Annotated in this window: 23 protein-coding genes and 1 riboswitch; of the genes, 13 read left to right on the top strand and 10 right to left on the bottom strand. The window is 28.4% G+C overall.

What is annotated here, in order from left to right:
- Positions 1-60: 60 nt before the first annotated feature.
- The 5 genes from aroA to AMN81_RS04345 are packed head-to-tail and all read right to left on the bottom strand — an operon-like array spanning position 61 to position 4,371.
- Positions 61-1,377: a 3-phosphoshikimate 1-carboxyvinyltransferase gene (gene aroA / locus AMN81_RS04325; RefSeq protein WP_072090866.1), complete on the bottom strand. Its 1,317-nt coding sequence runs from the start codon at positions 1,375-1,377 to the stop codon at positions 61-63.
- A gap of 17 nt (positions 1,378-1,394) precedes the next feature.
- Positions 1,395-2,174, bottom strand: coding sequence for an ATP-binding cassette domain-containing protein (locus AMN81_RS04330; protein WP_072090867.1), 780 nt, complete (start codon positions 2,172-2,174; stop codon positions 1,395-1,397).
- On the bottom strand, positions 2,174-2,779 hold the full coding sequence (locus tag AMN81_RS04335) for an LPS export ABC transporter periplasmic protein LptC (RefSeq protein WP_072090868.1): 606 nt from the start codon (positions 2,777-2,779) through the stop codon (positions 2,174-2,176). The genes AMN81_RS04330 and AMN81_RS04335 overlap by 1 nt, the downstream gene beginning before the upstream one ends.
- Before the next feature lie 6 nt (positions 2,780-2,785).
- Positions 2,786-3,754 (bottom strand): KpsF/GutQ family sugar-phosphate isomerase, encoded by a 969-nt coding sequence (locus tag AMN81_RS04340; RefSeq protein WP_072090869.1) that lies wholly within the window; start codon positions 3,752-3,754, stop codon positions 2,786-2,788.
- Positions 3,755-3,759: 5 nt separating this feature from the next.
- Positions 3,760-4,371, bottom strand: coding sequence for a ribonuclease D (locus tag AMN81_RS04345; protein WP_023854376.1), 612 nt, complete (start codon positions 4,369-4,371; stop codon positions 3,760-3,762).
- Positions 4,372-4,396: 25 nt separating this feature from the next.
- On the opposite strand from AMN81_RS04345, the gene AMN81_RS04350 reads away from it, so the two are divergent.
- Positions 4,397-5,386, top strand: coding sequence for a complex I NDUFA9 subunit family protein (locus AMN81_RS04350; protein WP_072090870.1), 990 nt, complete (start codon positions 4,397-4,399; stop codon positions 5,384-5,386).
- Between the two features lie 3 nt (positions 5,387-5,389).
- On the opposite strand, the gene AMN81_RS04355 is transcribed toward AMN81_RS04350, so the two are convergent.
- Entirely contained in the window at positions 5,390-5,884 is a 495-nt protein-coding gene (locus AMN81_RS04355) for a GcrA family cell cycle regulator (RefSeq protein WP_072090871.1), read from the bottom strand.
- 169 nt (positions 5,885-6,053) lie between these two features.
- Here AMN81_RS04355 and AMN81_RS04360 point away from each other — a divergent pair, with 169 nt between their 5' ends.
- Both AMN81_RS04360 and argF read left to right on the top strand, forming a co-directional pair.
- Entirely contained in the window at positions 6,054-7,220 is a 1,167-nt protein-coding gene (locus tag AMN81_RS04360; RefSeq protein WP_072090872.1) for an aspartate aminotransferase family protein, read from the top strand.
- A 2-nt stretch (positions 7,221-7,222) separates the two neighbouring features.
- Complete coding sequence (gene argF, locus AMN81_RS04365; RefSeq protein WP_072090873.1) at positions 7,223-8,152, top strand: ornithine carbamoyltransferase; 930 nt, start codon at positions 7,223-7,225, stop codon at positions 8,150-8,152.
- Here the strand turns inward: argF and AMN81_RS04370 are convergent.
- Positions 8,144-8,683: a c-type cytochrome gene (locus AMN81_RS04370; protein WP_072090874.1), complete on the bottom strand. Its 540-nt coding sequence runs from the start codon at positions 8,681-8,683 to the stop codon at positions 8,144-8,146. The two genes, argF and AMN81_RS04370, sit on opposite strands and share 9 nt — an antisense overlap.
- Positions 8,684-8,796: 113 nt before the next feature.
- Here AMN81_RS04370 and kdsB point away from each other — a divergent pair, with 113 nt between their 5' ends.
- The 5 genes from kdsB to recR all read left to right on the top strand — a co-directional run bounded on the left by kdsB (position 8,797) and on the right by recR (position 13,082).
- Positions 8,797-9,528: a 3-deoxy-manno-octulosonate cytidylyltransferase gene (gene kdsB / locus AMN81_RS04375; RefSeq protein WP_256998228.1), complete on the top strand. Its 732-nt coding sequence runs from the start codon at positions 8,797-8,799 to the stop codon at positions 9,526-9,528.
- Complete coding sequence (locus tag AMN81_RS04380) at positions 9,528-10,361, top strand: prephenate dehydratase domain-containing protein (RefSeq protein WP_072090876.1); 834 nt, start codon at positions 9,528-9,530, stop codon at positions 10,359-10,361. The genes kdsB and AMN81_RS04380 overlap by 1 nt, the downstream gene beginning before the upstream one ends.
- 140 nt (positions 10,362-10,501) lie before the next feature.
- Positions 10,502-12,157, top strand: a complete 1,656-nt coding sequence (dnaX, locus tag AMN81_RS04385; RefSeq protein WP_072090877.1) for a DNA polymerase III subunit gamma/tau — start codon at positions 10,502-10,504, stop codon at positions 12,155-12,157.
- Positions 12,150-12,467, top strand: a complete 318-nt coding sequence (locus tag AMN81_RS04390; protein WP_034390172.1) for a YbaB/EbfC family nucleoid-associated protein — start codon at positions 12,150-12,152, stop codon at positions 12,465-12,467. Before dnaX ends, AMN81_RS04390 begins: the two co-directional genes overlap by 8 nt.
- Before the next feature lie 3 nt (positions 12,468-12,470).
- Positions 12,471-13,082, top strand: a complete 612-nt coding sequence (gene recR / locus AMN81_RS04395; RefSeq protein WP_072090878.1) for a recombination mediator RecR — start codon at positions 12,471-12,473, stop codon at positions 13,080-13,082.
- On the opposite strand, the gene AMN81_RS04400 is transcribed toward recR, so the two are convergent.
- Positions 13,057-15,231 (bottom strand): malate synthase G, encoded by a 2,175-nt coding sequence (locus AMN81_RS04400; protein WP_072090879.1) that lies wholly within the window; start codon positions 15,229-15,231, stop codon positions 13,057-13,059. The genes recR and AMN81_RS04400 overlap by 26 nt on opposite strands.
- 82 nt (positions 15,232-15,313) lie before the next feature.
- A riboswitch (glycine riboswitch) is annotated at positions 15,314-15,397 on the bottom strand.
- 101 nt (positions 15,398-15,498) lie between these two features.
- On the opposite strand from AMN81_RS04400, the gene AMN81_RS04405 reads away from it, so the two are divergent.
- Complete coding sequence (locus AMN81_RS04405) at positions 15,499-16,593, top strand: acetyl-CoA carboxylase carboxyltransferase subunit alpha (protein ID WP_072090880.1); 1,095 nt, start codon at positions 15,499-15,501, stop codon at positions 16,591-16,593.
- 3 nt (positions 16,594-16,596) lie between these two features.
- Here the strand turns inward: AMN81_RS04405 and secA are convergent, their stop codons facing one another.
- Positions 16,597-19,161 carry a preprotein translocase subunit SecA gene (gene secA, locus AMN81_RS04410; RefSeq protein ID WP_072090881.1) on the bottom strand — a complete coding sequence of 855 codons (2,565 nt, stop codon included), beginning with the start codon at positions 19,159-19,161 and terminating at the stop codon, positions 16,597-16,599.
- Between the two features lie 65 nt (positions 19,162-19,226).
- On the opposite strand from secA, the gene argJ reads away from it, so the two are divergent.
- The gene (gene argJ / locus AMN81_RS04415) at positions 19,227-20,528 is read left to right on the top strand and encodes a bifunctional glutamate N-acetyltransferase/amino-acid acetyltransferase ArgJ (RefSeq protein WP_072090882.1); all 1,302 of its coding nucleotides are present in this window, start codon (positions 19,227-19,229) and stop codon (positions 20,526-20,528) included.
- A gap of 38 nt (positions 20,529-20,566) precedes the next feature.
- Entirely contained in the window at positions 20,567-20,995 is a 429-nt protein-coding gene (locus AMN81_RS04420) for a DUF1178 family protein (protein ID WP_072090883.1), read from the top strand.
- Here the strand turns inward: AMN81_RS04420 and ubiG are convergent.
- On the bottom strand, positions 20,992-21,714 hold the full coding sequence (ubiG, locus tag AMN81_RS04425) for a bifunctional 2-polyprenyl-6-hydroxyphenol methylase/3-demethylubiquinol 3-O-methyltransferase UbiG (RefSeq protein WP_072090884.1): 723 nt from the start codon (positions 21,712-21,714) through the stop codon (positions 20,992-20,994). The genes AMN81_RS04420 and ubiG overlap by 4 nt on opposite strands.
- Before the next feature lie 75 nt (positions 21,715-21,789).
- On the opposite strand from ubiG, the gene AMN81_RS04430 reads away from it, so the two are divergent.
- Positions 21,790-23,001, top strand: coding sequence for an aspartate kinase (locus tag AMN81_RS04430; RefSeq protein WP_072090885.1), 1,212 nt, complete (start codon positions 21,790-21,792; stop codon positions 22,999-23,001).
- A 4-nt stretch (positions 23,002-23,005) separates the two neighbouring features.
- Entirely contained in the window at positions 23,006-24,103 is a 1,098-nt protein-coding gene (ispG, locus tag AMN81_RS04435; protein ID WP_072090886.1) for a flavodoxin-dependent (E)-4-hydroxy-3-methylbut-2-enyl-diphosphate synthase, read from the top strand.
- Positions 24,104-24,105 lie beyond the last annotated feature (2 nt).

A 24,105-nucleotide genomic window follows, 5' to 3' on the forward strand; every position in this document is an offset into this window, starting at 1 on the left:
TGAGATTTTTTAGAATTAGATTTTTTCACTTTTTACTTAGATTTTTACCGATTTTATGCATTATTTTGATAAATTTTTTATTATATTTAAAAATGTTGGAAAAGAAGTGTTGATAGAGTTTTTGTCATGTATATACCATGTTCCACCAAAGGCTAAAGCAGCTATTACACTGGTCATAAATACACGGTGATCTTTTAGATAATTTTTAATTTCAATTTTTTTATTCACTCTTAAATTAGGGTTTCCAAATATCTTTATTGAGGTTTCTGTAGAAATTGTTTTAATTCCAATTTTACTTAAGATTTTTGATGCCCATTTAAGTCTTGGACTTTCTTTTTTATTTAATTCACCTATATCTTTGAAATAAGATATCCCATTTGATTTAGCAGCAATTAAAAAAATAACTAAAAATTCATCAATAGCTAAACTATTGAATTTTTTTGGGCAATTTATTGCTTTTAGTTTTTTTGAGCTATTTACAAAAATATTAGCTATTGTTTCGCCTTTGTATTTTTTTTTATTTTTAAATTTTATATTAACTCCCATTTTTTTTAAAATAGTTATTATGCCAATTCTTGATGGATTTATATTTACATTTTTAATTAGTAATTCAGAATTATCTGATAAAGCTGTCAGTACTATAAAAAATGCTGCAGAACTTATGTCAGAAGGTATCTTATAATTTAGAGGTTTAATTTTTTTAGCTTTACTAACCTCAATTAAATCATAGTTTTTAGTTTTGTTAACTTTAATAGGTAAATTCAAATGCTTACATAAAAGTTCAGTGTGATTTCTAGATTTTTTTGCTTTAATAAATGTCTTACCTCTAGTTTTTAAACCTGCAAAAATAACACTACTTTTACACTGTGCAGAACCTCTGTTTTCTAAGTATCTAATTGGACGTAAATTTTTATTTCCCTCAATTGTTAAAGGCAATCCATTTTTTGTAAGATTAATTTTAGCACCAAATTTATTTAATGGTCCAGCGACTCTATAAAAGTCTCTTCTCGATAAACTTTTATCTCCAATAATTTTAATTTTATGAGGAGTATCAATTAAAATACCCATGATTAACCTTCCTAAAGTTCCAGAGTTTTCAGCGTTGATTATGATATTTTTTTTATAATTATATCCGTAAAGTCCATTTCCATAAATAGTACAACTTTTTTTATTTAATTTTACTTTTATTCCAAATTTTTTTACTGTTCTAATTGCTGCTAAAACATCATCTGATAAAAGTAAGTTCAAAGCTTTTGAATTTCCTAGCGCCATTGAAGAAAACAGAACCCATCTAATACTTAAACTCTTATCCCCCGGAACTGTAATTGTTTTATTAAAATTATTAATCTTATTATTTATCTTTATTAAATTTGACATGCTATAATTCAATTATTCTAATTAAACTGAAAATTATTTCCAAAATAAAACTTATTAGCACTTTCATCTTTCATTAGATCATTTGGCGTACCTGAGGCAACTATTTTACTATTTGAAAGGATTATAGCTTTGTCACAAATTGCGAGCAGATCTCGAGCTTGATGATCAGTAATAATTATAGTCAAATTTAAATCTGACTGAAGATTTACTATAGTATTTTGCAACATTTGAATTGTTTGGGGATCTAGTGCTGCTAAAGGTTCATCCATTAGTACAATATCTGGTTTTGATATTAATCCCATGGCTATAACCAGCCTTCTTTTTTGACCACCAGATAAATACTTTGCTTCAATTTTTTTAACTGAGTCTAATTCAAATTTTGCTATTAGTTCATTTATTTTTATATTAATAAATGTCTTATCTTTGATTAAAATTTCAGCAACTGCTCTAATGTTTTGTTCAGTTGTAAGAGATGCAAAAAGACCTCCAAATTGTGGAATTATAGAAATTTTAAATTTTTTTGTTCTTATATAAATTGGAAGATCTGAAATATCATTGTTGTTTATTTTTATTTTACCGTAGTTGGGCTTTATCAGCCCCGAAATGACATTCATTAATGTAGATTTTCCAGCACCATTAGGACCAAGTAACCCTAATATTTGTCCTTTTGGTATTTTTAAAGATATATTATCTAATATTTGATGATTTTTTTTAAACGAAACTGATATATTTTCTAATGATATAAAACTTTTTTCACGCTTAAAAGAAGTAATTCTAAATTTTTTTACAATTGCCATTAGTTTTTTTTTCTTATTCTAATTTTTTTCTGGTTTTTTGATTTAATATCTATTTCTTTTGTTAACAAATTTATTACCACAATATCACTAAAAGCTTCGATGTTTAGATTATTATATTTAACGTTATCTTTGAATATTGCAATATTTTTATCAAATAAAAACTCTAAGTAGTCACTTTCAAGTGTTTGCTCTTTATAGATTAATTTTACATCTGTTGAAAAAGTTGTTTTGAAATTTTGCTTATTAAAAATTGCCTCCTTAGAATTGATTATTAATTTTTCGTTATTTACATAGTCTAGTGAAGCCTCAATCAGACTCATATAAATAATGTTTGGACGATCGTTGTCTAATATTCCTTTTTTGGCATTGATTAAATACTTGTTACCGTTTGTGTCAAATTTTTCATATGTAAGATTTATAATCTCATTATCTAAACTTTTTTTTACGAGATCTTTATTTGGTAAATTGTTTTTTTCTACGTCTAGAGAAATATCATTATTTACCTCTTCAATTTTATCTACAGTATAAAAATATTTATTAGAAATAAGATAAATAATTAAAATTAATATTAATAATAAAAATAATTGAATTAAAGTTTTATACATTCTTGCCTATTGAATGTTAGCATCAAGTATATTATGGATATGTATCAAGCCTATTGTCTTATTTTTTTTTGATTTAGAATGAACACATAAAGAAGTTATTTTTTTATCATTCATAATTTTTAATGCTTTAACTGCCAAAAGATCTTTATTTACACTTATTGGTCCTTTTTTTATAATTTTTTTTAATTGAAGTTTTTTAATATCATCAAATTTATTTAAAAGTCTTTTAATATCACCATCAGTTAAAATTCCAGTAGTATTATTTTTTTTATCTCTCGTAATTACTGTTCCTAATTTTTTTAAGCTAATAATCTTTAAAGCTTTTTTAACATTTAAATTTTCATTAATAAAAGGCATCTTAGTTTTGGTTATCATTAAATCTTCGACTGTTTTCAGTTTATTTCCTAAGCTTCCTGCCGGATGAAATCTTTTAAAATCTAATTTACCAAATTTTTTCTTTTGCATAGTAGCAATAGCGATAACATCACCAAGTGCAAGTTGAGCTGTTGTACTAGAAGTTGGAACAATACCGTATCCAGCTTCTTTTACTTCAGGGATTAAAAGTTTAACATCTGAATTTTTATTTAGTAATGAATTTTTTTTTGAACTTATTCCAATTAATTTTATCTTATATCGATTTACAAATTGTATTATATTTTTCAATTCTGAACTATTTCCAGAGTTACTTATTAAAATAACTATATCTTTTTTTGCAATACTTCCTAAATCACCATGACTACAATCATTAGCAGAAATATTAAATGCTGGAGTACCAACAGATGATAGAGTAGCTGCAATTTTAGATGCAATAATCCCACTTTTTCCAACACCGCAAACTATGACCTTTGATTGGCAATTTGTGATTAAATCAACTGCTGTTTCAAGTGATGAACTTAATGATGATTTGAGTTTTTTTAAAGCATTTATTTCAAGATCTATTACTTCGTTTGCTATAAATTTAATTTTTTTTTTCATAAAATCTAATGAGACCAAATATCATCTTTGAATAAAGCCAAATCTAAATCAACTCTTGTTTTTAAAAATTTAAGACAATTTTTATAAAGTTCAATTCTATTCTCTCTTTCTAATATTTTTTTAAGTTCTTCATGAATTTTATGCAAGTATATTACATCATTAGCACAATATTTTAATTGAGCTGGAGATAGTTCGCCTCCAAAATCTGAACTTTGAAACTGCTTACTAATATCAATATTAATAAATTCTTTTATTAATGTTTTAAGTGAGTGACTATCAGAATAAGATCTTGCTAATTTTGAAGCAATTTTAGTATCAAGAATGTTATTAGTTTCTGTTTTTAAATAGTATTTAATATGAGCCATATCTGCTCTTCCGTAATGAAATATCTTTGTGATATACTTATCGGAAAGTAATTTTGTTAAATTTGGAGCGTTATAATTTTCTCTATCAAATTGGATTATGTGAGCATCAGAATTTCCTGAAGATATCTGAATTAAGCAAAGAGGATCTCGTCTTACATTTAAACCCATAAACTCACCATCAACAGCTATTAGATTGCCTAAATCTAAATCATCTGGTAAATCATTTTTGTAGAGTTGAATATTATTACTCATTCTAAACATATATAATGGAATTCAAATGAAAGCAAAAAATTGTATAATTTTTGGTGGAAGTGGCCAAATTGGTCGAAACTTAATTAGGAAGCTAACCAAAAATAATTACAGAGTAACAGTTGTAACCAGAAATATTCATCAAAAGAGTTACATAATTAAAACCCAAGCAAATGCTGGTTATATTGATGTAGTAGAAGCTAATATTTTTGATGAAAGTAAAATTAGAAATCTTTTTAAAAAAACAGATATTTGTATAAATTTAATTGGGATTTTATTTGAAAAAAAAGGGGGTAATACATTTAAAAATATTCATTCGGTTTGGCCTTCGCTATTAGCTAAGCTCTGCAAGGAATATAATATTAAGCATTTTATTCATTTATCAGCTTTAGGAATAAATGAGGCAAAAGACTCTGATTATGCAAAAAGTAAATTAAAAGGTGAGGACAATGTATTAAAAAATTTTCCGTTAACTACAATCTTAAGACCATCAGTAGTATATTCTGTGGATGATAATTTTACTACTAACTTAATGACATTATTAAACAGATTACCATTTTTCCCAATTTATTATAATGGTAAAACAAAATTTGCACCAATTCATTGTTCAGATTTAACAGATATTATTTATCATGTAATTTCAAAAAATATTTATCCAAAAATAATTGAGTGCACTGGTCCAGAAATTATATCTTTTAAAGAGCTTTTAGAGAAATTACAGGTATTGATTAGTAAAAAAAGATTTTTACTACCATTTCCTTTGCCTATTGCTCATTTAACAGCGAGATTTTTTGAAATTTTACCAACTCCATTACTTACAAGAGATCAATTGAGATTGCTAAAATATGATAATATATCATCTGGAAAATATAAAACAAATTCAGATATTGGGATTCCTAGTGTTAGGTTTTTTGATCATGAAGTTAAAAAGTATTGTTATATGTGGAGAGAAGGTGGACAATTTTCAACTGAAAAATATCTAGATGACAAGAATCAAGATAATAATATTAATAATTAGTTATTAGGCTGACTTTATTTTCTTCTGAATAAGATCTGTCACTTCCTCTTTTTCATTATCTTCTTCTTTTTTACCTTTAGGTTGGTAAGCATACAAAAGATGTAGTTTGCAATAAGAAAAATCTTTTAATGAAGATCTACCGCAAAAATAAAATGATTTTTCGTTTGGATGTCCAATTGGCCATTTACAAGAATTCTCATCTAATTCTTCTAGTTGTTTGGGATTTTCTGGTTCAAAGTCCTTTTCGATAATTAAAGATTTAAATTTACTTTTTCTCCCTCTTTTGGATTTGAAATTTTTTTTATCTTGTAAATTTTCAAAATTTTGATTTGAAGTTGCTGCTCTTGTTTTAATTTTCGCTGAAAGATTTAATCTATGGGCCTTACCAATTACTGCATTTCTACTAATGCCACCTATAATTTCAGCAATTTGGCTAGCAGTATGACTTTTGCCCCAAAGTTCTTTCAGTTTATTTACTTTTTCTTCATTCCAGCTCATATCAACATGTTGTATTATAGTTTATAAAAACAACAATATACTGATATGTAAATAAATTAAACAAGGAAAATCTCAGAGTTATCAACAAAAACAGATAAAATTGTTTAATAAGTATTTTCAATCATAACTTGTATCTAATAATTAAAATTTATAAATACTGATTAAGATTATGAGCTATTTAGCAAAAAATTATAATAGAAAAAAAATTGCCTTTAAGTATGGAAAAGGAAGTTATCTTTTTTCAACAGATGGAAAAAAATATTTAGATTTTGTTCAAGGAATAGCAGTTAACTCATTAGGTCATGCTCATCCAAAATTAGTAAAAACAATAAGAAATCAGTCAAAAAAACTTTGGCATGTTTCTAATGCTTTTCAAATTCCGGAGGGAGAAAAATTAGCTAAAAAGTTGTGCCAAAAAACATTTGCAGATTATGTCATGTTTCAAAATTCAGGAGCAGAAGCCACTGAAGCATCAATAAAGGTTGCTAGAAGATATTTCTATTCTATTGGCAAACCACATAAAAATAGAGTTTTATGTGTTCAAAATGCATTTCATGGAAGAACTTTAGCTGCAATTTTTGCAAGTGGATCTAAGAAAATGACTGAAGGGTTTGGTCCAAAAGTTCCAGGATTTGATCACTTTGTTTTTGGGGATCATAAATCACTAAAGAAAAAAATTACTAAGAATACAGCAGCAATTATGGTTGAAAATATAATGGGGGAGGGTGGAATTAAGGTAATCCCAGATTTCTGTTTAAAAGAGTTAAGAAAACTTTGTGATAAAAAAAAAATACTTCTCATAGCGGACTCAGTCCAAGACGGAATTGGCAGATCGTCGGATTTTTTTGCTTTTGAACGATCAGGAATAAAACCTGATATAGTTCCAATTGCAAAAGGAATAGGTGGAGGATTTCCTATTGGCGCAGTCTTAATGAATAAAAAAGTTGCTTCAGGCATGAAACCTGGTACACATGGCTCAACTTTTGGTGGTAATCCTTTAGCTATGGCTGTTGGAAATACAGTAATGGATATCATTTCAAGTAAAAAATTTCTAAATAACGTAAAAAGATCTTCAAAATATTTTTTTTCGAAATTAAATAAGTTAAAGGAAAAATATCCAAGTATTATTAAAGAAATAAGAGGAAGAGGTTTGTTAATCGGAATACAGCTTCATAAAGATCAAACTAAGTTTATAAAAAAACTAATGGAAAATAAATTGTTAACTATCCGTGCAGCTGAAAATGTTATTCGTATTTTACCTCCCTTAAATGTCAAAATAAAAGAAATAGATTTAGCTTTAAAAATAATTGACAAAGTTTGCTCAGAAGTAAAATAATTATGAAACATTTCATAAATCTAAAAGATATACCTACAAAAGATTTGAGAAAGATCATTACTGATGCGAAGAAAAGAAAAAGTTTAAGAAAAAAACTAAGCACACTTGAGGTTGATAAGGGCTCACCATTAAAAGGAAAATTATTAATTCAAATGTTTGAAAAATCTAGTCTAAGAACAAGATTAAGCTTTTATTTAGCTATCAAACAATTAGGTGGTGGTACCTTGACTTTAAGATCTAATGAACTTCATTTAGGTCAAGGTGGAGAAAGTATTGCTGATACAGCTAAAATTTTATCTACTTATGGCGATGGATTTATGCTTAGAACCGATAGTGATAAAAAGGTTGAAAAGTTTGCAAAATATTTGTCAATACCGGTAATTAATGGTTTAAGCCCTTCATCTCACCCTACCCAAGTTTTGTCTGACGTTTTTACAGTTGAAGAAATTAAGAAGAAACCTATCTCTAATTTAAATATTTGCTGGATAGGTGACTCCAATAATGTTTTAGATAGTTTAATAGCCGCATCAGTGAAATTTTCTTTCAAGCTAAGTATTGGTTGTCCAAAAAAATTTGTACCAGGAAGAGAAGTTAGAACTTGGGTCAAAAAAAATGATAAACAAATTTATATTTATAATGATGCGAAAGAAGCAGTTTCTGGCGCTGACGTAATTTTTTCTGATAAGGTTATTTCTTTAAACGACAAAGTTAATAAGAAGAAAAAAATAGAAGCGTTTAAAAATTTTAAAATTAATAAAAAATTAATGAGTTATGCAAAAAAAAGTTGTATTTTTTTACATTGTTTACCCAGAGGAGATGAAGTGAGTGAAGATGTTTTCTTGGGAAAACAATCTTGCGTATGGCAACAAGCACTCAATAGAGTGCATGTACAAAAAAGTATTTTATTATATTGTTTAGGAAAATTAAGGTAGAGGTAAAGGATTATCAGAATTTTCATTCAAATACTTTATAACTGATGCTCTGTCACTTTCTTTTCTTAAACCCGCATAAGCCATTTTTGTTCCTTTAATATACTTAGCTGGTTTTTTTAAAAATCCGTTTAACTCTTCAAAAGTCCATTCTTTATCATATGCTGCCAATGCTTTTGAATATTTATAATCCTCCACTCCCCCAACCTTTCTTCCTACAACATTATACAGAGCAGGTCCTATAGCATTCTTTCCGCCTTTAACTATTGAATGACAAGCAGCACATTTTTTAAAAACTTTTTCTCCGGTCGCAATATCTCCCATTGCCATCAAAGTAGCTATATCAATTTTTTCCACTTCTGAACTTGAGTTAGTTGTGGAAACAGTAGTTGCAGCCTCCACCTCAACTGAATAACCAGGTTTCTCAGGTTTCTCTACATAGAATATAACATCAGATAATTTTCCAATACCGATAATAAGCAAGGCAACCATTAAAACTGCAGCAACAATTTTATTTATTTCGAAAGAATCCATTTTTTCTAAATTTTGTAATGAACGTATAACATGATAAATTAAAAAAAAGCTAAAATTTAATGTATAAATTTGCCTCTGTAGTTGTTTAATGAGTATAATAATTTAAAAATATAATGAAAACTTTAGTTATTATACCCTCTAGAATGTCCGCTACAAGACTTCCAGGTAAACCTTTGCTAAAAATAAATGGTTTATCAATTATTTCACTGGTGTCTAAAAAAGCTGAAGAAGCCAACATTGGTGACGTTATTGTAGCAACCGAAGACCAGGAAATAGTTGATGATGTAAAGAGAAATGGTTTTAATGCTATTTTAACTAGCAATAAACACAAAACAGGTACAGATAGAATTCATGAGGCATTTAAAAAATCAAATATTAGAGATGTTGATTTCATTATGAATTTACAAGGTGATGAACCAGCAATCGACATCCAAGATATAGTAAGATTGAATGATAAAATGTTACAAAATCGCCCTAATATAGGAACTCTTGCTGCAAAAATGAAAGACAACAAAAATTTGAAAAATGAAAATATTGTAAAGGTCATTACAGAAAATACTTTAGTGGAGAACAATTTTCCAAAGGGAATATCTTTTTTAAGAAAGTCTGAGAAGATAGATAATATTTATCATCATATTGGCGTTTATTGTTATTCAAAAGATTCACTCGAAAAATTTGTTCAGTTAAATCAATCTAAAAATGAAATAGAAAATCGGTTAGAGCAATTAAGAGCATTAGACAATAATATTGATATCAATGTATCACTTGCAAAGTCATCTCCAATAGGAGTAGATACAGAGGAAGATTATGTAGCCTTGAAAAAAATAATGGAATATAAGAATTGATGAGTAAAATTTATTTTCAAGGGACCTTTGGTGCATATTCTCATTTAGCAGCTCTTTCAATTGATCCCAAGGCTGAGATTTTGCCATGTAAAACTTTTGATGATTGTTTCAACAAAGCATCTGAGGAGCCAAATAGCAGAATTATAATTCCAGAGTCAAATAGAATTACCGGTAATATTGGAATTGAATATTTAATATTTAAACATAGGCTAAATATATATAAAGAGCACTTTCAGAAAATTGAACACAACTTATTAGGACAACCTGGTGCTAAATTAAAAGATATCAAAGAAGTATACTCACACGCACAGGGATTGTCTCAGTGTTCAAAATTTATAAAAGAAAATAATTTAGTTGAACATATTAGAGCAGATACTGCTGGATCTGCTGAAATGATCTCTAAAACAAAAGATGTTAAGCAATCAGCTATAGCATCCTCATTGAGTGCCAAAATTTATGGCTTAGAAGTAATTAAAAAAAATATTGAAAACGAAAGTGGAAATTTGACAAGATTTTTGGTTATGGGAAAAAATATTTCTCAACCAGAATTTAAAGATAAAACTTACATAACCTCTTTTTTATTTAAATTGAAAAGTAAGCCAGCTGCACTCTATCAATCACTAGGAGGTTTTGCTATTAATGGTGTAAATTTAACTAAACTACAAAGTTATCCAGAAAAAAATAGTTTCGACTCTTATTTTTTCTTGTGTGATTTGGATGGACACATCGAGGATCCAAAAGTTCAGAAATCTCTTGAAGAGCTAGGTCTACATTGTGAGGATTTTCACGTTCTAGGTGTTTTCGAAGCAGATAACTTGAGACAAAATAAATAAGAATCTTTTCTTGTTGATTAGAAATTTTAACTGCTATAATGGTTCTGGAGGCTAGAGGTGGATGCTGCTTGAACCCGACCAGATCTTAACGGAAGCAGTCGTAGAGACAGTTATTCAGGTTCTAGTCTCCTTATAGGTATATGAATAATAATTCAAAAGTATTAGCACTTAAATATAGACCACAAACTTTTGATGATCTTATTGGTCAAGAGGTTGTTGCTGAAACTATTACCAATTCTATAAAAGCTGATAAAATACCTAATGCATATTTGTTCACTGGAATAAGAGGAATAGGAAAAACCACAACAGCACGAATTGTTGCAAAAGCACTTAATTGCTCAAATGGTATCGTTAATTTATGTAAAGAAAACTTTTGTGAAAGCTGTAAATCTATAAGTGAGTCTAGTCATATAGATGTGCTTGAAATGGATGCAGCAAGCAAAACAGGTGTAGATGACGTAAGAGATTTAATCGAATTTTCAAGATATGGACCGACCTCGGCTAAATATAAAATTTTCATTATTGACGAAGTTCATATGTTAAGCAAACAAGCATTTAATGCCTTATTAAAAACTTTAGAGGAACCACCAGAATATCTAAAATTTATTTTTGCAACTACAGAAATTAAAAAAATTCCAATTACAGTCGTATCTAGATGTCAAAGATTTGATCTATCTAGAATTAAATCCTCAGAATTATTGGAGTTTATTAAAAAAATTAAGGACCAAGAAAATGGAAAAATAACAGACGATGCTTTAAAACTTATAGTAAAAATTTCTGAGGGCTCTGTTAGAGATTCTTTATCGTTGCTCGATAGAGCACTATTAAGTTTGGACGAAGGAAAAGAATTAGACTTAAATTCAGCTCAGAAAATTTTTGGGTATTTTGATAAATCGCAATTAATCGATTTGTTTGAGTTAATTTTAAAAGGTGAAGAAACAAAAGTAATAAGTATTTATAGAAAAATTTATGACCAAGGTGTTGAACCAAAGGTTTTTATTAATGATTTCTTAGAGTTACTTTACTACTTTAAAAATATTAATTCTTTAACTTTAGAAAGTACAAACTTTTCATTAAATGATGAAGAATTTTCTAAAATTAAAAATTTATCAAATCAAATAGACTCAGAGGTATTAATATTATTTTGGCAATTTGCCATCTCTTCTCTCGAAGAGATAGACATAGTTTCCAATCAACACCTTTCAATTGAGATGTTATTAATAAGACTAATGCATTTAAGTTCTGTAAAATCTGAAAATAAAATTGAAAATGTTGAGACTCACTTGAAAAGTGAAAATTTTGCAAAGAATACAGAAACTGAATTAACTTCTAAAACAATAAATCAAATTAAGAATGTTGCACAGGAAGAAAAAATCAAACCAGAAGTTCAGACAGAAATTAAAGCAGAAAATAAAATTAATATAAATGCATTTGAGGATTTAATTGAAATTTGTTCAAAAAAAAAAGAGATCAAACTTAAATACGAGTTAGAAAAAAATGTTAACCTTGTAAAATTTGAAAAAAATAGAATTGAAATATCTTTTAATGAAAGTTTAGATAAAGATTTTGTAAAAGATTTATCATCAAAGCTTTTTGAATGGACCGGTGAAAGATGGATTATTACGTTTAGTAAATTAAAAGGGCAAATGTCAGTAAAAGATAAAGAAATAAATATAAAAAAACAGTTAATGGATGAAATGAAAAATTTAGAAATATTTAAAAGTGTGATTGATAAATTCCCTGATGCTGAATTAATAGATGTAAATTCAAACAAAGACGGAGTTGATAATGACTGATTTTAGTAAAATTTTAGATAAAGCAAAAGAACTTGAGGCAAAAATGAAAGAAAGCCAACAAAAGATTAAGGAAATTCGAGTTGAAGGAGTTTCGGGTTCAAATTCTGTAAAGATAACTTTAGATGGGGAGGGAGAGATGCAAACAATAAAGTTATCTGATGAAATTTTGAAAGAGGACAAAACCATTATTGAAGATTTAATTGTTGCAGCACATAATAGTGCTAAATCTCAACTTAAATCAAAAACAACGGAGGAAATTTCAAAAGCAACTGGAGGCTTTGGAATTCCTGGTTTTAAATGGCCTTTATAATAGATGCAAAACATCAGTGAGATAGAAGAATTAATTAAATTAATTTCAAAACTTCCTGGTTTAGGTCCCAAATCAGCAAAAAGAATCGTTTTAAAATTAATAAACAATCGTGATGAACTTGTAAAACCTATGGCAAATACATTGGCGCAAATGTATAAAAATGTAGTTAGATGCAATTCTTGTGGCGCATTAAAGTCAAATTCAAATGGATGTCTGAATTGTGAGAATACAAAAGAAAAATACAATAAAATTTGTGTAGTAGAGGATATTGCAGACCAATGGTCGATTGAAAATTCAAATATCTTTCAGGGCTATTTTCATATTTTGGGTGGAACTATTTCTTCAGTTGGCCAAAGAAAAGAAGATTTATTAATTAACTCGTTAGTAGAAAGAGTTAACAGAGATAAAATTGAGGAGGTAATTCTTGCAACTAGTGCAACTGTAGAAGGTCAAACAACTGCATACTACATTCAAGATAGTCTAAAAAATTTAGATGTTAAAATTACTAAATTAGCACAAGGTTTGCCAGTCGGAGGAGAGATTGAGAGTCTAGACGATGGGACATTATTTTCTGCTTTTAAAAATCGATCTAATTTGGTTTCGAACTCAGATTAGATTTTTTTTTCAATCGATTTAAATGAAGTAATGGCTCGGTATAACCTGAAGGTTGCTCTTTACCTTTAAACACCAAATCACACGCAGTTTGAAATGCTATAGAGTTTTCATAATCACCACTCATTTTAACATATAGCGGATCATCTTTATTCTGGTCATCTACTATTTTAGCCATATCTTTCATTATCTCAGTTACTTGTATTTTTGTTGTAATTCCATGATGGATCCAATTGGCAATATGTTGTGAAGAAATTCTTAGTGTTGCCCTATCTTCCATCAAGCCAATATTATTAATATCAGGAACTTTTGAACAACCCACACCTTGATCGACCCATCTTACAACATAACCCAATAAGGTTTGCGCTGAATTAGAAATTTCTTTGTTTATATCTTCCACAGACCAATTTGGTCTGTCTGCTATTGGGATTGTTAAGAGATCATCAAGTTTAGCTGGCTCTCTATCAATTAATTTTTTTTGTTCATTAAAAATATTTATTTCATGATAATGTAAAGCATGTAATGCAGCTGCTGTTGGAGAAGGAACCCATGCGCAGTTTGCTCCTGCTTTTAAGTGTCCTGTTTTTTGTTCCATCATATCTTTCATTTTATCTGGCATTGCCCACATTCCTTTTCCGATTTGAGCTTTACCAGAAAACCCACAACTCAAACCAATATCAACGTTGTTGTTTTCGTATGCAGTAATCCATTTAGATGACTTCATATCACCTTTTTTAATCATAGGACCAGCTTCCATTGATGTATGCATTTCATCACCGGTTCTATCTAAGAAACCAGTATTAATAAAAAAAACTCTATTTTTAAGACTTCTAATACATTCTTTTAAATTTGCTGATGTTCTTCTCTCTTCATCCATAATACCAATCTTACAAGTGTACTTAGGTAAATTTAGAACTTCTTCAACTTTAGAAAAAATTAAATCTGTAAATGCTGTCTCGTCTGGACCGTGCATTTTAGGTTTTACAATATAAACTGATCCAGTTCTTGAATTATTTTTATTTTTAATATCATGCAGTGCAGCTGCTGTAGTTATAAATGCATCCATAATACCCTCAGGTATTTCACTTCCATCACTCAATAAAATTGAAGGGTTAGTCATTAGATGACCAACGTTTCTTACAAGTAAAAGGCTTCTACCATGTAACTTTAAACCTTTTCCATCTTTTGAGATATAGCTTCTGTGTGGATTTAATTTTCTCTCAAATAATTTACCTTCTTTTTCAAATTTTGACTTAAGATCTCCTTTCATTAGACCTAGCCAATTTCGATAACAAATAATTTTATCTTCAGAGTCAACAGCCGCTACACTATCTTCATTATCACAAATTGTTGACACCGCAGATTCTAGTATTATATCGCTAATACCAGCATGATCTTGTTGAGCAGCAAAAGCTCTCGAGTCTTTTAGAATTTCAATATGCAAATTATTATTCTTTAGAATAATTGCAGATGGATTATCACTTTCACCTCTATGCCCAACAAATTTATTTTCGTCCTCCAAATCAAAAATATCAGCACCTTTTAAAACTTTTAATTTCCCATATTTTACAGCAAAGCTTGTAATTTTATTCCAACTTAATCCAGCTAATGGAAAGTATTTATCTAAAAAATCTCTTCCATATTTTATAACCATTTCACCTCTTAAAGGGTCATACCGTTCAGATACGCTGTCTTCAGACTGTTCAATTACATCTGTACCATAAAGACTATCATATAAACTCATCCATCTTGCATTAGCAGCATTTAGTGCATATCTTGCATTCATGACAGGTACAACTAGCTGAGGTCCAGCTATAGTTGTAATTTCTTCATCTACATTTTCAGTTTCTATTTTAAAATCAGGTCCTTCATTTTTTAAATAACCAATTTCTAATAAAAATTTTTTGTACTCATCTAAATTAAATTTTTTACCTTTATTTCTGATATGCCAATCATCTATTTTCTTCTGTAAATCTTCCCTTAATTTAATTAATTGTTTATTTTTTGGGGCAAGCTCATCCAGGGTTTTTTCTAGACCTAACCAAAAATTTTCTGAAGATACATTTGTATTTTTTAATAATTCATCATTTACGAATTTTGATAGCTTTTCAGATACTTGAAGATTATTAATTTTAATGTATTTTTCTTGCATAGCACTTAACTTCTTACCCCATCTGTATTTTTGCCTGAGAGCTTTACTCCTTCGGCGGAAATCAATCTCTTTCCAGAGTGTTATGCTTTAATCGGTCCTTTTGCCTGAGAGTTTCCGGGGTGGTTGCTCCTTCGGCGCTATAAATAGTCTCTCCCGATAATGAATTTGTATCTGTTAAATGATTTAAGTCAATTAGTAAGAATTACACCTTATTTAATATCATTTTATTGCCTTTTTTGTATTTTAACCATCCGTTATAAATAAAACATGAAAAATTATCTAAATTTTGAAACAGAAATTAAAGATCTAGAAAACGAACTAGAAAAATTAAAAGATCCTTACAATCAAGAGGGATTATCAGAAGTCGATACTCAAAAAATTTCAAGTACTCAAAATGAAATAGATGAAAAATTAAAAAATATTTATTCTAATTTAGACCCTTGGCAAACTACTATGGTTGCTCGTCACGAAGATAGACCAAAAGCTAAATTTTTTATAGATAATTTATTTGATGATTTTATCTCACTATCTGGAGATAGATATTACGGTGAGGATAAATCAGTTTTAACTGGATTTGCAAAATTTAATGGAAAATCTCTATTGGTGATAGGCCAAGAAAAAGGAGAAGATTTAGATAGCAGAATTGAGAGAAATTTTGGAATGATGAGGCCTGAGGGTTATAGAAAAACTATCAGGTTAATGAACTTAGCAAATAAATTTAATATTCCGATAATTTCTTTTATTGATACTCCAGGAGCATATCCGGGAGTTGGTGCTGAAGAAAGAGGTCAAGCAGAAGCAATTGCTAAATCAATTGAGTGCTGTATGGAACTTAAGGTTCCAACAATTGCAATAATCATAGGTGAGGGTGGTTCTGGTGGAGCAATAGCATTAGCCTCTTCAAACAAAGTTCTTATGTTAGAAAATGCAATTTATTCAGTAATATCTCCAGAGGGATGTGCAACTATTCTTTGGAGAGATCCAAAAAAAATGCTTGATGCCGCAAAAGCTATGAAGCTTTCAGCTAAAGATTTATTAAAATTAAAAGTTATAGATGAAATAATTGACGAACCTTTAGGTGGTGCACACAGAGATAGAGATATTATATTAAACAATGTAAAACAAACTTTAACAAAAAATTTAAATTATTTTGACGAATTATCACCAGAGGAAATAATGACTGAAAGAAAAAATAAATTTCTTAAAATTGGAAGAAACGATGGTTTTATGACTAGTACAGAAGATTTAAGCAAATTAACCATTAAGAAAAATAATTTGTATCAAATTTTTAAATCAAAAAAAATATTACTAGCGATTATTGGAGGGTTAATTTTAGTTTCTTCAATACTTTTACTAATTTAAATTCTATAAGGCTCCACAACAGTTTTTAAATTTTTTTCCTGTGGCCTCACATCTATCATTTCTAGAAATTTTTTGATTTTTTTTAATTAACAATAAACATTTTGGATTGTCAGATATATCGATTTTCTTTGAATCCTGTGTTTCGTTGTTTGATTCCATCACCACTTTTAAGTTCATAAGAATTGTTACAAAATCTAGTTTTAATTTTTCTAGAAGATTTGAAAATAATTCAAATGCTTCTTTTTTATATTCAACTAACGGATCTCTCTGACCATAAGATCTTAACCCTATAACTTGTCTTAATTGCTCCAAATATTGAATATGTGATTTCCAATTTAAATCGATTGATTGAAGAAAAATTCTTCTTTCTATTTCTTTAGCATGATTGTCCCCTAGAAGTTTAATACGCTCGTTTCTTGCTTCTTGGAATTTGGTAGAGATTTTTTTTCTAAAATCATTATCTTTAGCTTCAATTAGATTCTTAAACTCAGTTTCTTCAAAGCTTTTTCCAATTATTTGCTTTGTTTTGTTATAAAATTCATTACTTTTTGGATTGGATAAATTTGAAATTTTTAACTTTATTAAATCATCATATATTTCTTTTAAAAATTCATCTGAATAATCAAAGATATTTTCACTATTCATCGCATTTTTTCTTTGTGAAAATACAACATGCCTTTGATCATTTAGAACATTATCAAATTTAATAAGTGTTTTTCTTATATCAAAATTTCTAGCTTCAACTTTCTGCTGAGCTCTCTCTAGTGCTTTATTAATCCATGGATGATCAATACTTTCACCGTCTTTGAGTCCTAGTTTTTCTAGCATAGTATTCATAGACTCTGATCCAAAAATTCTCATTAAATCATCTTCAAGACTAACATAAAATACTGAACTGCCTTCATCTCCCTGCCTTCCAGATCTTCCTCTTGCCTGGTTATCGACTCTTCTAGACTCCATTCTTTCTGTGCCAATTACAAATAAACCGCCTAAAGATTTAATTTTATCTTTATCTATTTTAAGTTGATCTTCTGGAACAGAACCTTTCTTACCACCAAGTTGAATATCAACTCCTCTTCCTGAAATACTTGTTGTAATTATTAATGAATTTTCTTTTCCTGCATTTGCAATTATCTCAGCCTCATTTTCATGATTTTTTGCATTCAACACTACATGTTTAATATTTTTTTGATCTAATAAATTTGAATAAACTTCAGATTTATTAATGCTTGAGGTAAATACTAGTATAGGTTGACCTATTTTATTTCTTTCAATTATTTTTTCTATAATAGCATCATTCTTTTCTTTTTCTGTTCTAAAAATTAAATCATTAAAATCCTTTCGGATCATTTCTTTGTTTGTAGGAATGACAACAACAGGTAGATTATAAATTTCAAAAAATTCCTCAGACTCTGTAGCAGCTGTACCAGTACAACCAGATATTTTTTTATAAAGTTTAAAATAATTTTGATATGTTATTGAAGCTAATGTTTGGTTTTCAGCCTGAATTTGTATTTTTTCTTTAGCTTCAAGAGCTTGATGTAAACCATCTCCAAAACGCCTACCCTCTAAAATTCTTCCAGTAAGTTCGTCAATAATTTTAAGACTTCCATCTGCTACAATATAATCTCTTCCTTTCTCAAATAAATGATTTGCACGTAATGCTTGATTAACGTGGTGAACCAAATGTAAATTTTCTGGATCATAAAAATTATTATTTTTTAAAATTCCAGCATTAGAAAAAAGTTTTTCTACATTAGTTATTCCATCATTTGTTAATAGAACACTTTTTTCTTTTTCATCTATCTCATAATCTTTATCGTTTAAATTTCTAATTAATTTATCAATTGCTAAATATTGAGCTGTTTTATCTTCAGCGGCTCCAGATATCACCAGAGGTGTTCTTGCTTCATCAATCAAACAAGAATCTATCTCATCTACTATTGAAAAATTATGTTCTTTCTGAACCATTTGTTCCTCAGAGAATTTCATGTTGTCTCTTAGGTAATCAAAACCTAATTCACTGTTAGTTGCATATGTAATGTCACAATTGTAATTTTTTTTACGCTCTGTATCATCTTGATAATTATTAATAAATCCAGAAGTTAGACCTAGAAAATTATATATCTCCCCCATTTCTATAGAGTCTCTTTTTGCAAGATAATCGTTAACTGTAACTATATGAACACCTTTTTCACTTAAGGCATTTAAGTAAGCAGCCAATGTAATTGTTAAAGTTTTTCCTTCTCCAGTTCTCATTTCAGCAATTTTACCCTCATGCAAAGCAACACCTCCAATTAACTGAACATTAAAGTGTCTCTCGTTACGTGTTCTTTTGGCAGCCTCTCTAACCAATGCAAAAGCTTCAGGAAGTAACTCGTCTAAAGTTTTTCCATCTTTTAACTGATTTTTAAATTTATTAGTTTTTTTTGGAAAGTCGTCGTCATTTAAATTTTTAAAATCATCCTCGTGTGAGTTTATTTTTTCAACAATTTTACCAATTCTATCTAGCTCTTTTTGATTACTAGATTTGATAAATTTTGTTATTAAATTTAATGGGTTAAACATTACTATTTGATTTATTCTTTAATTATATTGTTTAATATATGTATTAAATAAATAATTTAAACAATATGGGAATTAATTTAACAAATTTTTTATCATCTCAATCAAAAAATACTAAAATGATTGATTTTCAAGACCTTGATCATTTAGATGGTCTTTCAATTTCAGTTGTTTCCGCAAATTTATATAAAGATATAAGAGATGATTTAACAATGTTCTATTTCAGAGAAGGCGCGAATTATGCTTCTGTTTATACTCAGTCAAAAATAGTATCTGAAAATATAAAATGGAATATTAACCAAAGACCAAAAAAAATATATTCCCTTATTGTAAATACAAGAAATGCAAATGCTTTCACAGGAAGGCAGGGTTATGAAAGTTTAAAAAAAATAGCAGATTTAACAGCAAAACAATTAAATAAAAAACAAGAGGAGGATGAGGATAATCCTAGGAAAATTTCTACAAAAAATATAATTTTTGGTTGCACAGGCACTATTGGAGAAATTTTTCCGTATGAAAAAATTTCTAAAAATATTCCAAATTTAATAAATAAAATTCGTTACACCCAAAATAAATTTATTTGGATGAAGGCAGCACTTGCAATCATGACTACAGATACGAAGCCAAAATTAGCTATGGAGGAATGTCATATTGGAAGTGAAAAAGTAAAAATATATGGAATAGCCAAAGGATCAGGAATGATATATCCAAATATGGCTACGACTCTTGCATATATATTTACTGATGCAACCTTATCTAATGATATTTTGGGAAAGCTATTAAAAAAAAATATAACTAATACATTTAACGCTATATCCTGTGACGGTGACACTAGCACCAACGACATGGCAACTATTTTTGCAACTAATGAGGTAAAAAATTTCCAAGTGAAAAGTATAAACGAAAATAAAATTAAAAATTTTGATAAAGCTCTAAATAGTGTTCTTTTAAATCTAGCCAAAAGAGTTGTTTCAGATGGTGAAGGATCATCAAAATTTATTTCAATAAATGTTAGTAAGTGCAAAAATGAGATAGATGCAAAAAAAATTGCTTTCTCAGTTGCTAATTCTCCATTAGTAAAAACTGCAATTGCTGGAGAAGACCCAAATTGGGGACGAGTAATAATGGCAATTGGCAAAGCAGGACCTAAAATTAATCTAAATAAATTATTAATTAAGTTTGGAGATATAATAATTGTTGAAGGTGGAAAATTAAATCAAAGTTATGATGAAAAACAAACAGCAAATTATATGAAAGGAGAAAATATTGAAATTAATATTGAGACTTTTACGGGAAAGAAAAACTTCACAGCTTATACGATGGATTTAACGAAAAAATATATTGAAATTAATGCAGATTATAGAAGTTAACTTATTGAAAAATTAAAAAGTATAATTAATTAAGAATTATGATTAAATATAAACTCATTTGTAAAAACTGTGATTTAAAATCAGATAGTTGGTTTGCATCTTCAAACGAATATGAAAGATTAAAAAAGAAAAAACTTTTGAATTGCCATAAGTGTAATTCATTCAAAGTTGAAAAAACTATAATGGCTCCTCAATTAATTAATAGTAAATTAAAAATAGATAAAAAAATAGATTTCGAAAAATATAATATAGTCAAAAAAACTATAAAAGATTATCAAAAATTTATTAAAGATAATTTCAAATATGTTGGTGATAATTTTGCATATGAGGCTAGATCAATTCATTATAATAGTAAAAAAAAAACAAAAGGTATTTATGGAAGTGCATCAAAGGAAGATTTAAAAGAATTAAAAGAAGAAGGTATAGATGCTCAGATGATTCCTTGGATAGATGAAAAAGAAAATTAGTTTTTAATAAACTTAGCTATATAATTTACAGATAAATCTTTAGAAATACTCCATTCATCCTTAATAATATTAAAATTCATACCCTCTAATTTATTGAGAGATAAATCATACTTCATTAAAATTTTTTTTAGATCCTCAGGTTTAACAAATTTTTCCCATTCATGTGTTCCAATTGGTAGCCACCTCAAAACATACTCTGCTCCAACAATCGCAAAAACATAAGATTTCAAAGTTTTATTTATCGTTGCAACAAACATTAGTCCATTTTTTTTCAAAAGCTTTGAGCATGACTTTAAAAAAAAATCTATATCTTCCACGTGTTCGACAATTTCCATATTTAAAATTACATCAAATTTTTTTTCAATTGTAAGTTTTTCTGGTGAAGAACATAAATAATTAATTTTTAGCTTATTTTTTTTTGAATGAAGTTTTGCAATTTTTATATTTTTATCAGATGCATCAATACCTGTTACATTAGCACCCATTCTTGACATTGGTTCAGATAACAATCCTCCACCACAGCCAATATCTAAAATTTTTATTCCTGATAAAGGTTTAGATTTATTTTTTAATTTGAAATTATTAATAATATTTTCCTTAATATATTTTATTCTTGTTGGATTAAATTTATGAAGTGGTTTGAATTTACCTTCTGGATCCCACCATTCATCAGCTATTTTAGAAAATTTATCTATTTCTTTTTTATTTATGCTAGTCATTGTGATAAATAGTTGACATAGTTATTTAGATGTATTTTATCCATTATTTATTAAATATTATTAATTAAAGCTAGCATGAAAACAGTCGTATTAAAATTTGGTGGTACATCTGTAGGAAGCATAGATAGAATAAAAAAAGTATGTAAAATAATTGCTTTTTATAAAAAGAAAAAAAATAGGATAGTAGTTGTTTCGTCAGCAATGAGTGGTGTGACAAATGAATTGGTAAATAAATCTAAACTGATTAGTAATAATTTTGATAGAGCAGAATACGATGCACTAGTCTCAACTGGAGAACAAGTTTCTTGTGCACTTATTGCAGGAAGATTAAAACATAATGGGTTTAAATCAAGATCTTGGACATCTTGGCAATTACCTATTTTAACAGATGGTCCTCATTCAAGTGCAAGAATTAGCTCTGTAGGCATTAAAGAACTGAATAAATATATTAAATCAGGCGGTATACCCATTATAACTGGTTTTCAAGGTATTAGTAATGATTTTAGAATTACTACTATAGGAAGAAGTGGATCTGATGCAACAGCAATTATGCTTGCAAAATTTATTAAAGCAGATGAGTGTATAATATATACTGATGTAGATGGAGTTTATACTACAGACCCAAGGCAATATAACAAAGCTAAAAAAATTAAAAAAATATTTTATGATGAAATGTTAGAGATGGCATCTCTTGGCTCAAAAGTAATGCAGCCTACTTCAGTTCAGGATGCAAAGTTAAATAAAATTGATATTAAAGTTAAATCCTCTTTTGTTGCAAAGAGTGGAACTTTAATAACAGGTTCAAAAAAGATTTTTAGTAATCAAATTATAACTGGAATTTCTTCAACTAAAAATGATGCCAAAATTACAATTGTAGGAGTTAAGGACAGACCTGGAGTGGCGGCATCAATTTTTAGACCATTATCAAAGAATTTAATTAATGTTGATATGGTTGTTCAAAATATCTCTCAAAATGGAAAAGAAACAGATTTAACATTTACAATTAAGTCTGAGGATTTGAAAAAAACTGAGAGATTAATTAAAAAAAATAAGTCAATATCATATAAAAAATTGTCTTTTGATAAAGATTTATCAAAAGTTTCTATAATTGGAGTAGGAATGATAACTACACCTGGAATAACTTATAGGATGTTTCAAGCTTTAGCTTTAAAAAAAATAAATATTCTTGTTATATCTACTTCTGAAATTAAAATTTCAGTACTTATTTCCTCTAAGAATGTTAAAAAAGCTATAGCGGTCTTACATAAAGAATTTAAATTAGACTAATTTTATGAGCCTTAGGCCTTTTAGAAATATTGATAGAAAAAAAACTAAAGTAATTCATGTAGGTGATGTAAAAGTTGGAGGAAATAATCCAATTTCAGTTCAATCTATGACCAATACATTGACAACTGATGTGTCAGCTACAATAAAACAAATTCAAGAAATTCATGAGGAAGGTGCTGATATTGTAAGAGTGTCTTGTCCAGATGAAGATTCGTCAAAAGCTTTAAAAGAAATCACCAAAAATGTTCAAATCCCTGTAATTGCTGATATTCATTTTCATTATAAAAGAGCTATTGAAGCTGCGGAGAATGGCGCAAAGTGTTTAAGAATAAATCCAGGAAATATTGGAGATAAAAAAAAAATTCATGATGTTTTAAAAGCTGCAAAAGATAATGATTGTTCAATTAGAATAGGCGTTAATGCTGGATCTTTAGAAAGAGATATTCTTGAAAAATATAAAGAACCTTGTCCAGAGGCATTAGTAGAAAGTGCTTTGAGAAATATAAAAATTTTAGAGGATGAAGATTTTTTTAATTTTAAAGTAAGTGTTAAATCTTCAGATGTATTTTTGTCAATTGCAGCTTACAGACAACTTTCTAAGGTCATGAATTATCCATTACATTTAGGAATAACAGAAGCAGGAGGCTTTGTTACTGGCAGTGTTAAGTCTGCCATAGGTCTTGGATCACTACTCTTAGATGGTATTGGTGACACCATAAGAGTATCTTTATCTGATGATCCTGTAAAAGAAGTTAAAATTGGAAATGAAATTTTAAAATCGTTGGGATTAAGAAACAGAGGAGTAAAAATTATATCTTGCCCATCATGTGCAAGGCAGGCTTTCCAAGTAATTGATACAGTAAAAATACTAGAGGAAAAATTATCCCATATAAAAACCCCAATAACACTATCTATTATTGGCTGTGTTGTGAATGGCCCAGGTGAAGCTGCCTTGACAGATATTGGCATAACAGGCGGTGGAAAAGGAAATAATATGCTTTATTTATCAGGTATTCAAAGTGAAAAAGTTTTAACTAGCGAGATAATAAATAAAGTAATTTCAGAAGTTGAAAAAAAGGCAGCAGAAATAGAAAATAAATAAAA

The sequence above is a fragment of the Candidatus Pelagibacter communis genome (assembly GCF_001179845.1).
Lineage (GTDB): Bacteria > Pseudomonadota > Alphaproteobacteria > Pelagibacterales > Pelagibacteraceae > Pelagibacter > Pelagibacter ubique_Q.

Coding starts and splice junctions, on each gene's coding strand:
- AMN81_RS04390 (WP_034390172.1), top strand. CDS start 12,150: ATGACTGATTTTAGTAAAATTTTAGATAAAGCAAAAGAACTTGAGGCA.
- AMN81_RS04420 (WP_072090883.1), top strand. CDS start 20,567: ATGATTAAATATAAACTCATTTGTAAAAACTGTGATTTAAAATCAGAT.
- AMN81_RS04400 (WP_072090879.1), bottom strand. CDS start 15,231: ATGCAAGAAAAATACATTAAAATTAATAATCTTCAAGTATCTGAAAAG.
- AMN81_RS04350 (WP_072090870.1), top strand. CDS start 4,397: ATGAAAGCAAAAAATTGTATAATTTTTGGTGGAAGTGGCCAAATTGGT.
- ispG (WP_072090886.1), top strand. CDS start 23,006: ATGAGCCTTAGGCCTTTTAGAAATATTGATAGAAAAAAAACTAAAGTA.
- AMN81_RS04430 (WP_072090885.1), top strand. CDS start 21,790: ATGAAAACAGTCGTATTAAAATTTGGTGGTACATCTGTAGGAAGCATA.
- AMN81_RS04330 (WP_072090867.1), bottom strand. CDS start 2,174: ATGGCAATTGTAAAAAAATTTAGAATTACTTCTTTTAAGCGTGAAAAA.
- argF (WP_072090873.1), top strand. CDS start 7,223: ATGAAACATTTCATAAATCTAAAAGATATACCTACAAAAGATTTGAGA.
- ubiG (WP_072090884.1), bottom strand. CDS start 21,714: ATGACTAGCATAAATAAAAAAGAAATAGATAAATTTTCTAAAATAGCT.
- AMN81_RS04355 (WP_072090871.1), bottom strand. CDS start 5,884: ATGAGCTGGAATGAAGAAAAAGTAAATAAACTGAAAGAACTTTGGGGC.
- AMN81_RS04345 (WP_023854376.1), bottom strand. CDS start 4,371: ATGAGTAATAATATTCAACTCTACAAAAATGATTTACCAGATGATTTA.
- AMN81_RS04405 (WP_072090880.1), top strand. CDS start 15,499: ATGAAAAATTATCTAAATTTTGAAACAGAAATTAAAGATCTAGAAAAC.
- recR (WP_072090878.1), top strand. CDS start 12,471: ATGCAAAACATCAGTGAGATAGAAGAATTAATTAAATTAATTTCAAAA.
- kdsB (WP_256998228.1), top strand. CDS start 8,797: ATGAAAACTTTAGTTATTATACCCTCTAGAATGTCCGCTACAAGACTT.
- secA (WP_072090881.1), bottom strand. CDS start 19,161: ATGTTTAACCCATTAAATTTAATAACAAAATTTATCAAATCTAGTAAT.
- aroA (WP_072090866.1), bottom strand. CDS start 1,377: ATGTCAAATTTAATAAAGATAAATAATAAGATTAATAATTTTAATAAA.
- dnaX (WP_072090877.1), top strand. CDS start 10,502: ATGAATAATAATTCAAAAGTATTAGCACTTAAATATAGACCACAAACT.
- AMN81_RS04360 (WP_072090872.1), top strand. CDS start 6,054: ATGAGCTATTTAGCAAAAAATTATAATAGAAAAAAAATTGCCTTTAAG.
- AMN81_RS04340 (WP_072090869.1), bottom strand. CDS start 3,754: ATGAAAAAAAAAATTAAATTTATAGCAAACGAAGTAATAGATCTTGAA.
- AMN81_RS04335 (WP_072090868.1), bottom strand. CDS start 2,779: ATGTATAAAACTTTAATTCAATTATTTTTATTATTAATATTAATTTTA.
- AMN81_RS04370 (WP_072090874.1), bottom strand. CDS start 8,683: ATGGATTCTTTCGAAATAAATAAAATTGTTGCTGCAGTTTTAATGGTT.
- argJ (WP_072090882.1), top strand. CDS start 19,227: ATGGGAATTAATTTAACAAATTTTTTATCATCTCAATCAAAAAATACT.
- AMN81_RS04380 (WP_072090876.1), top strand. CDS start 9,528: ATGAGTAAAATTTATTTTCAAGGGACCTTTGGTGCATATTCTCATTTA.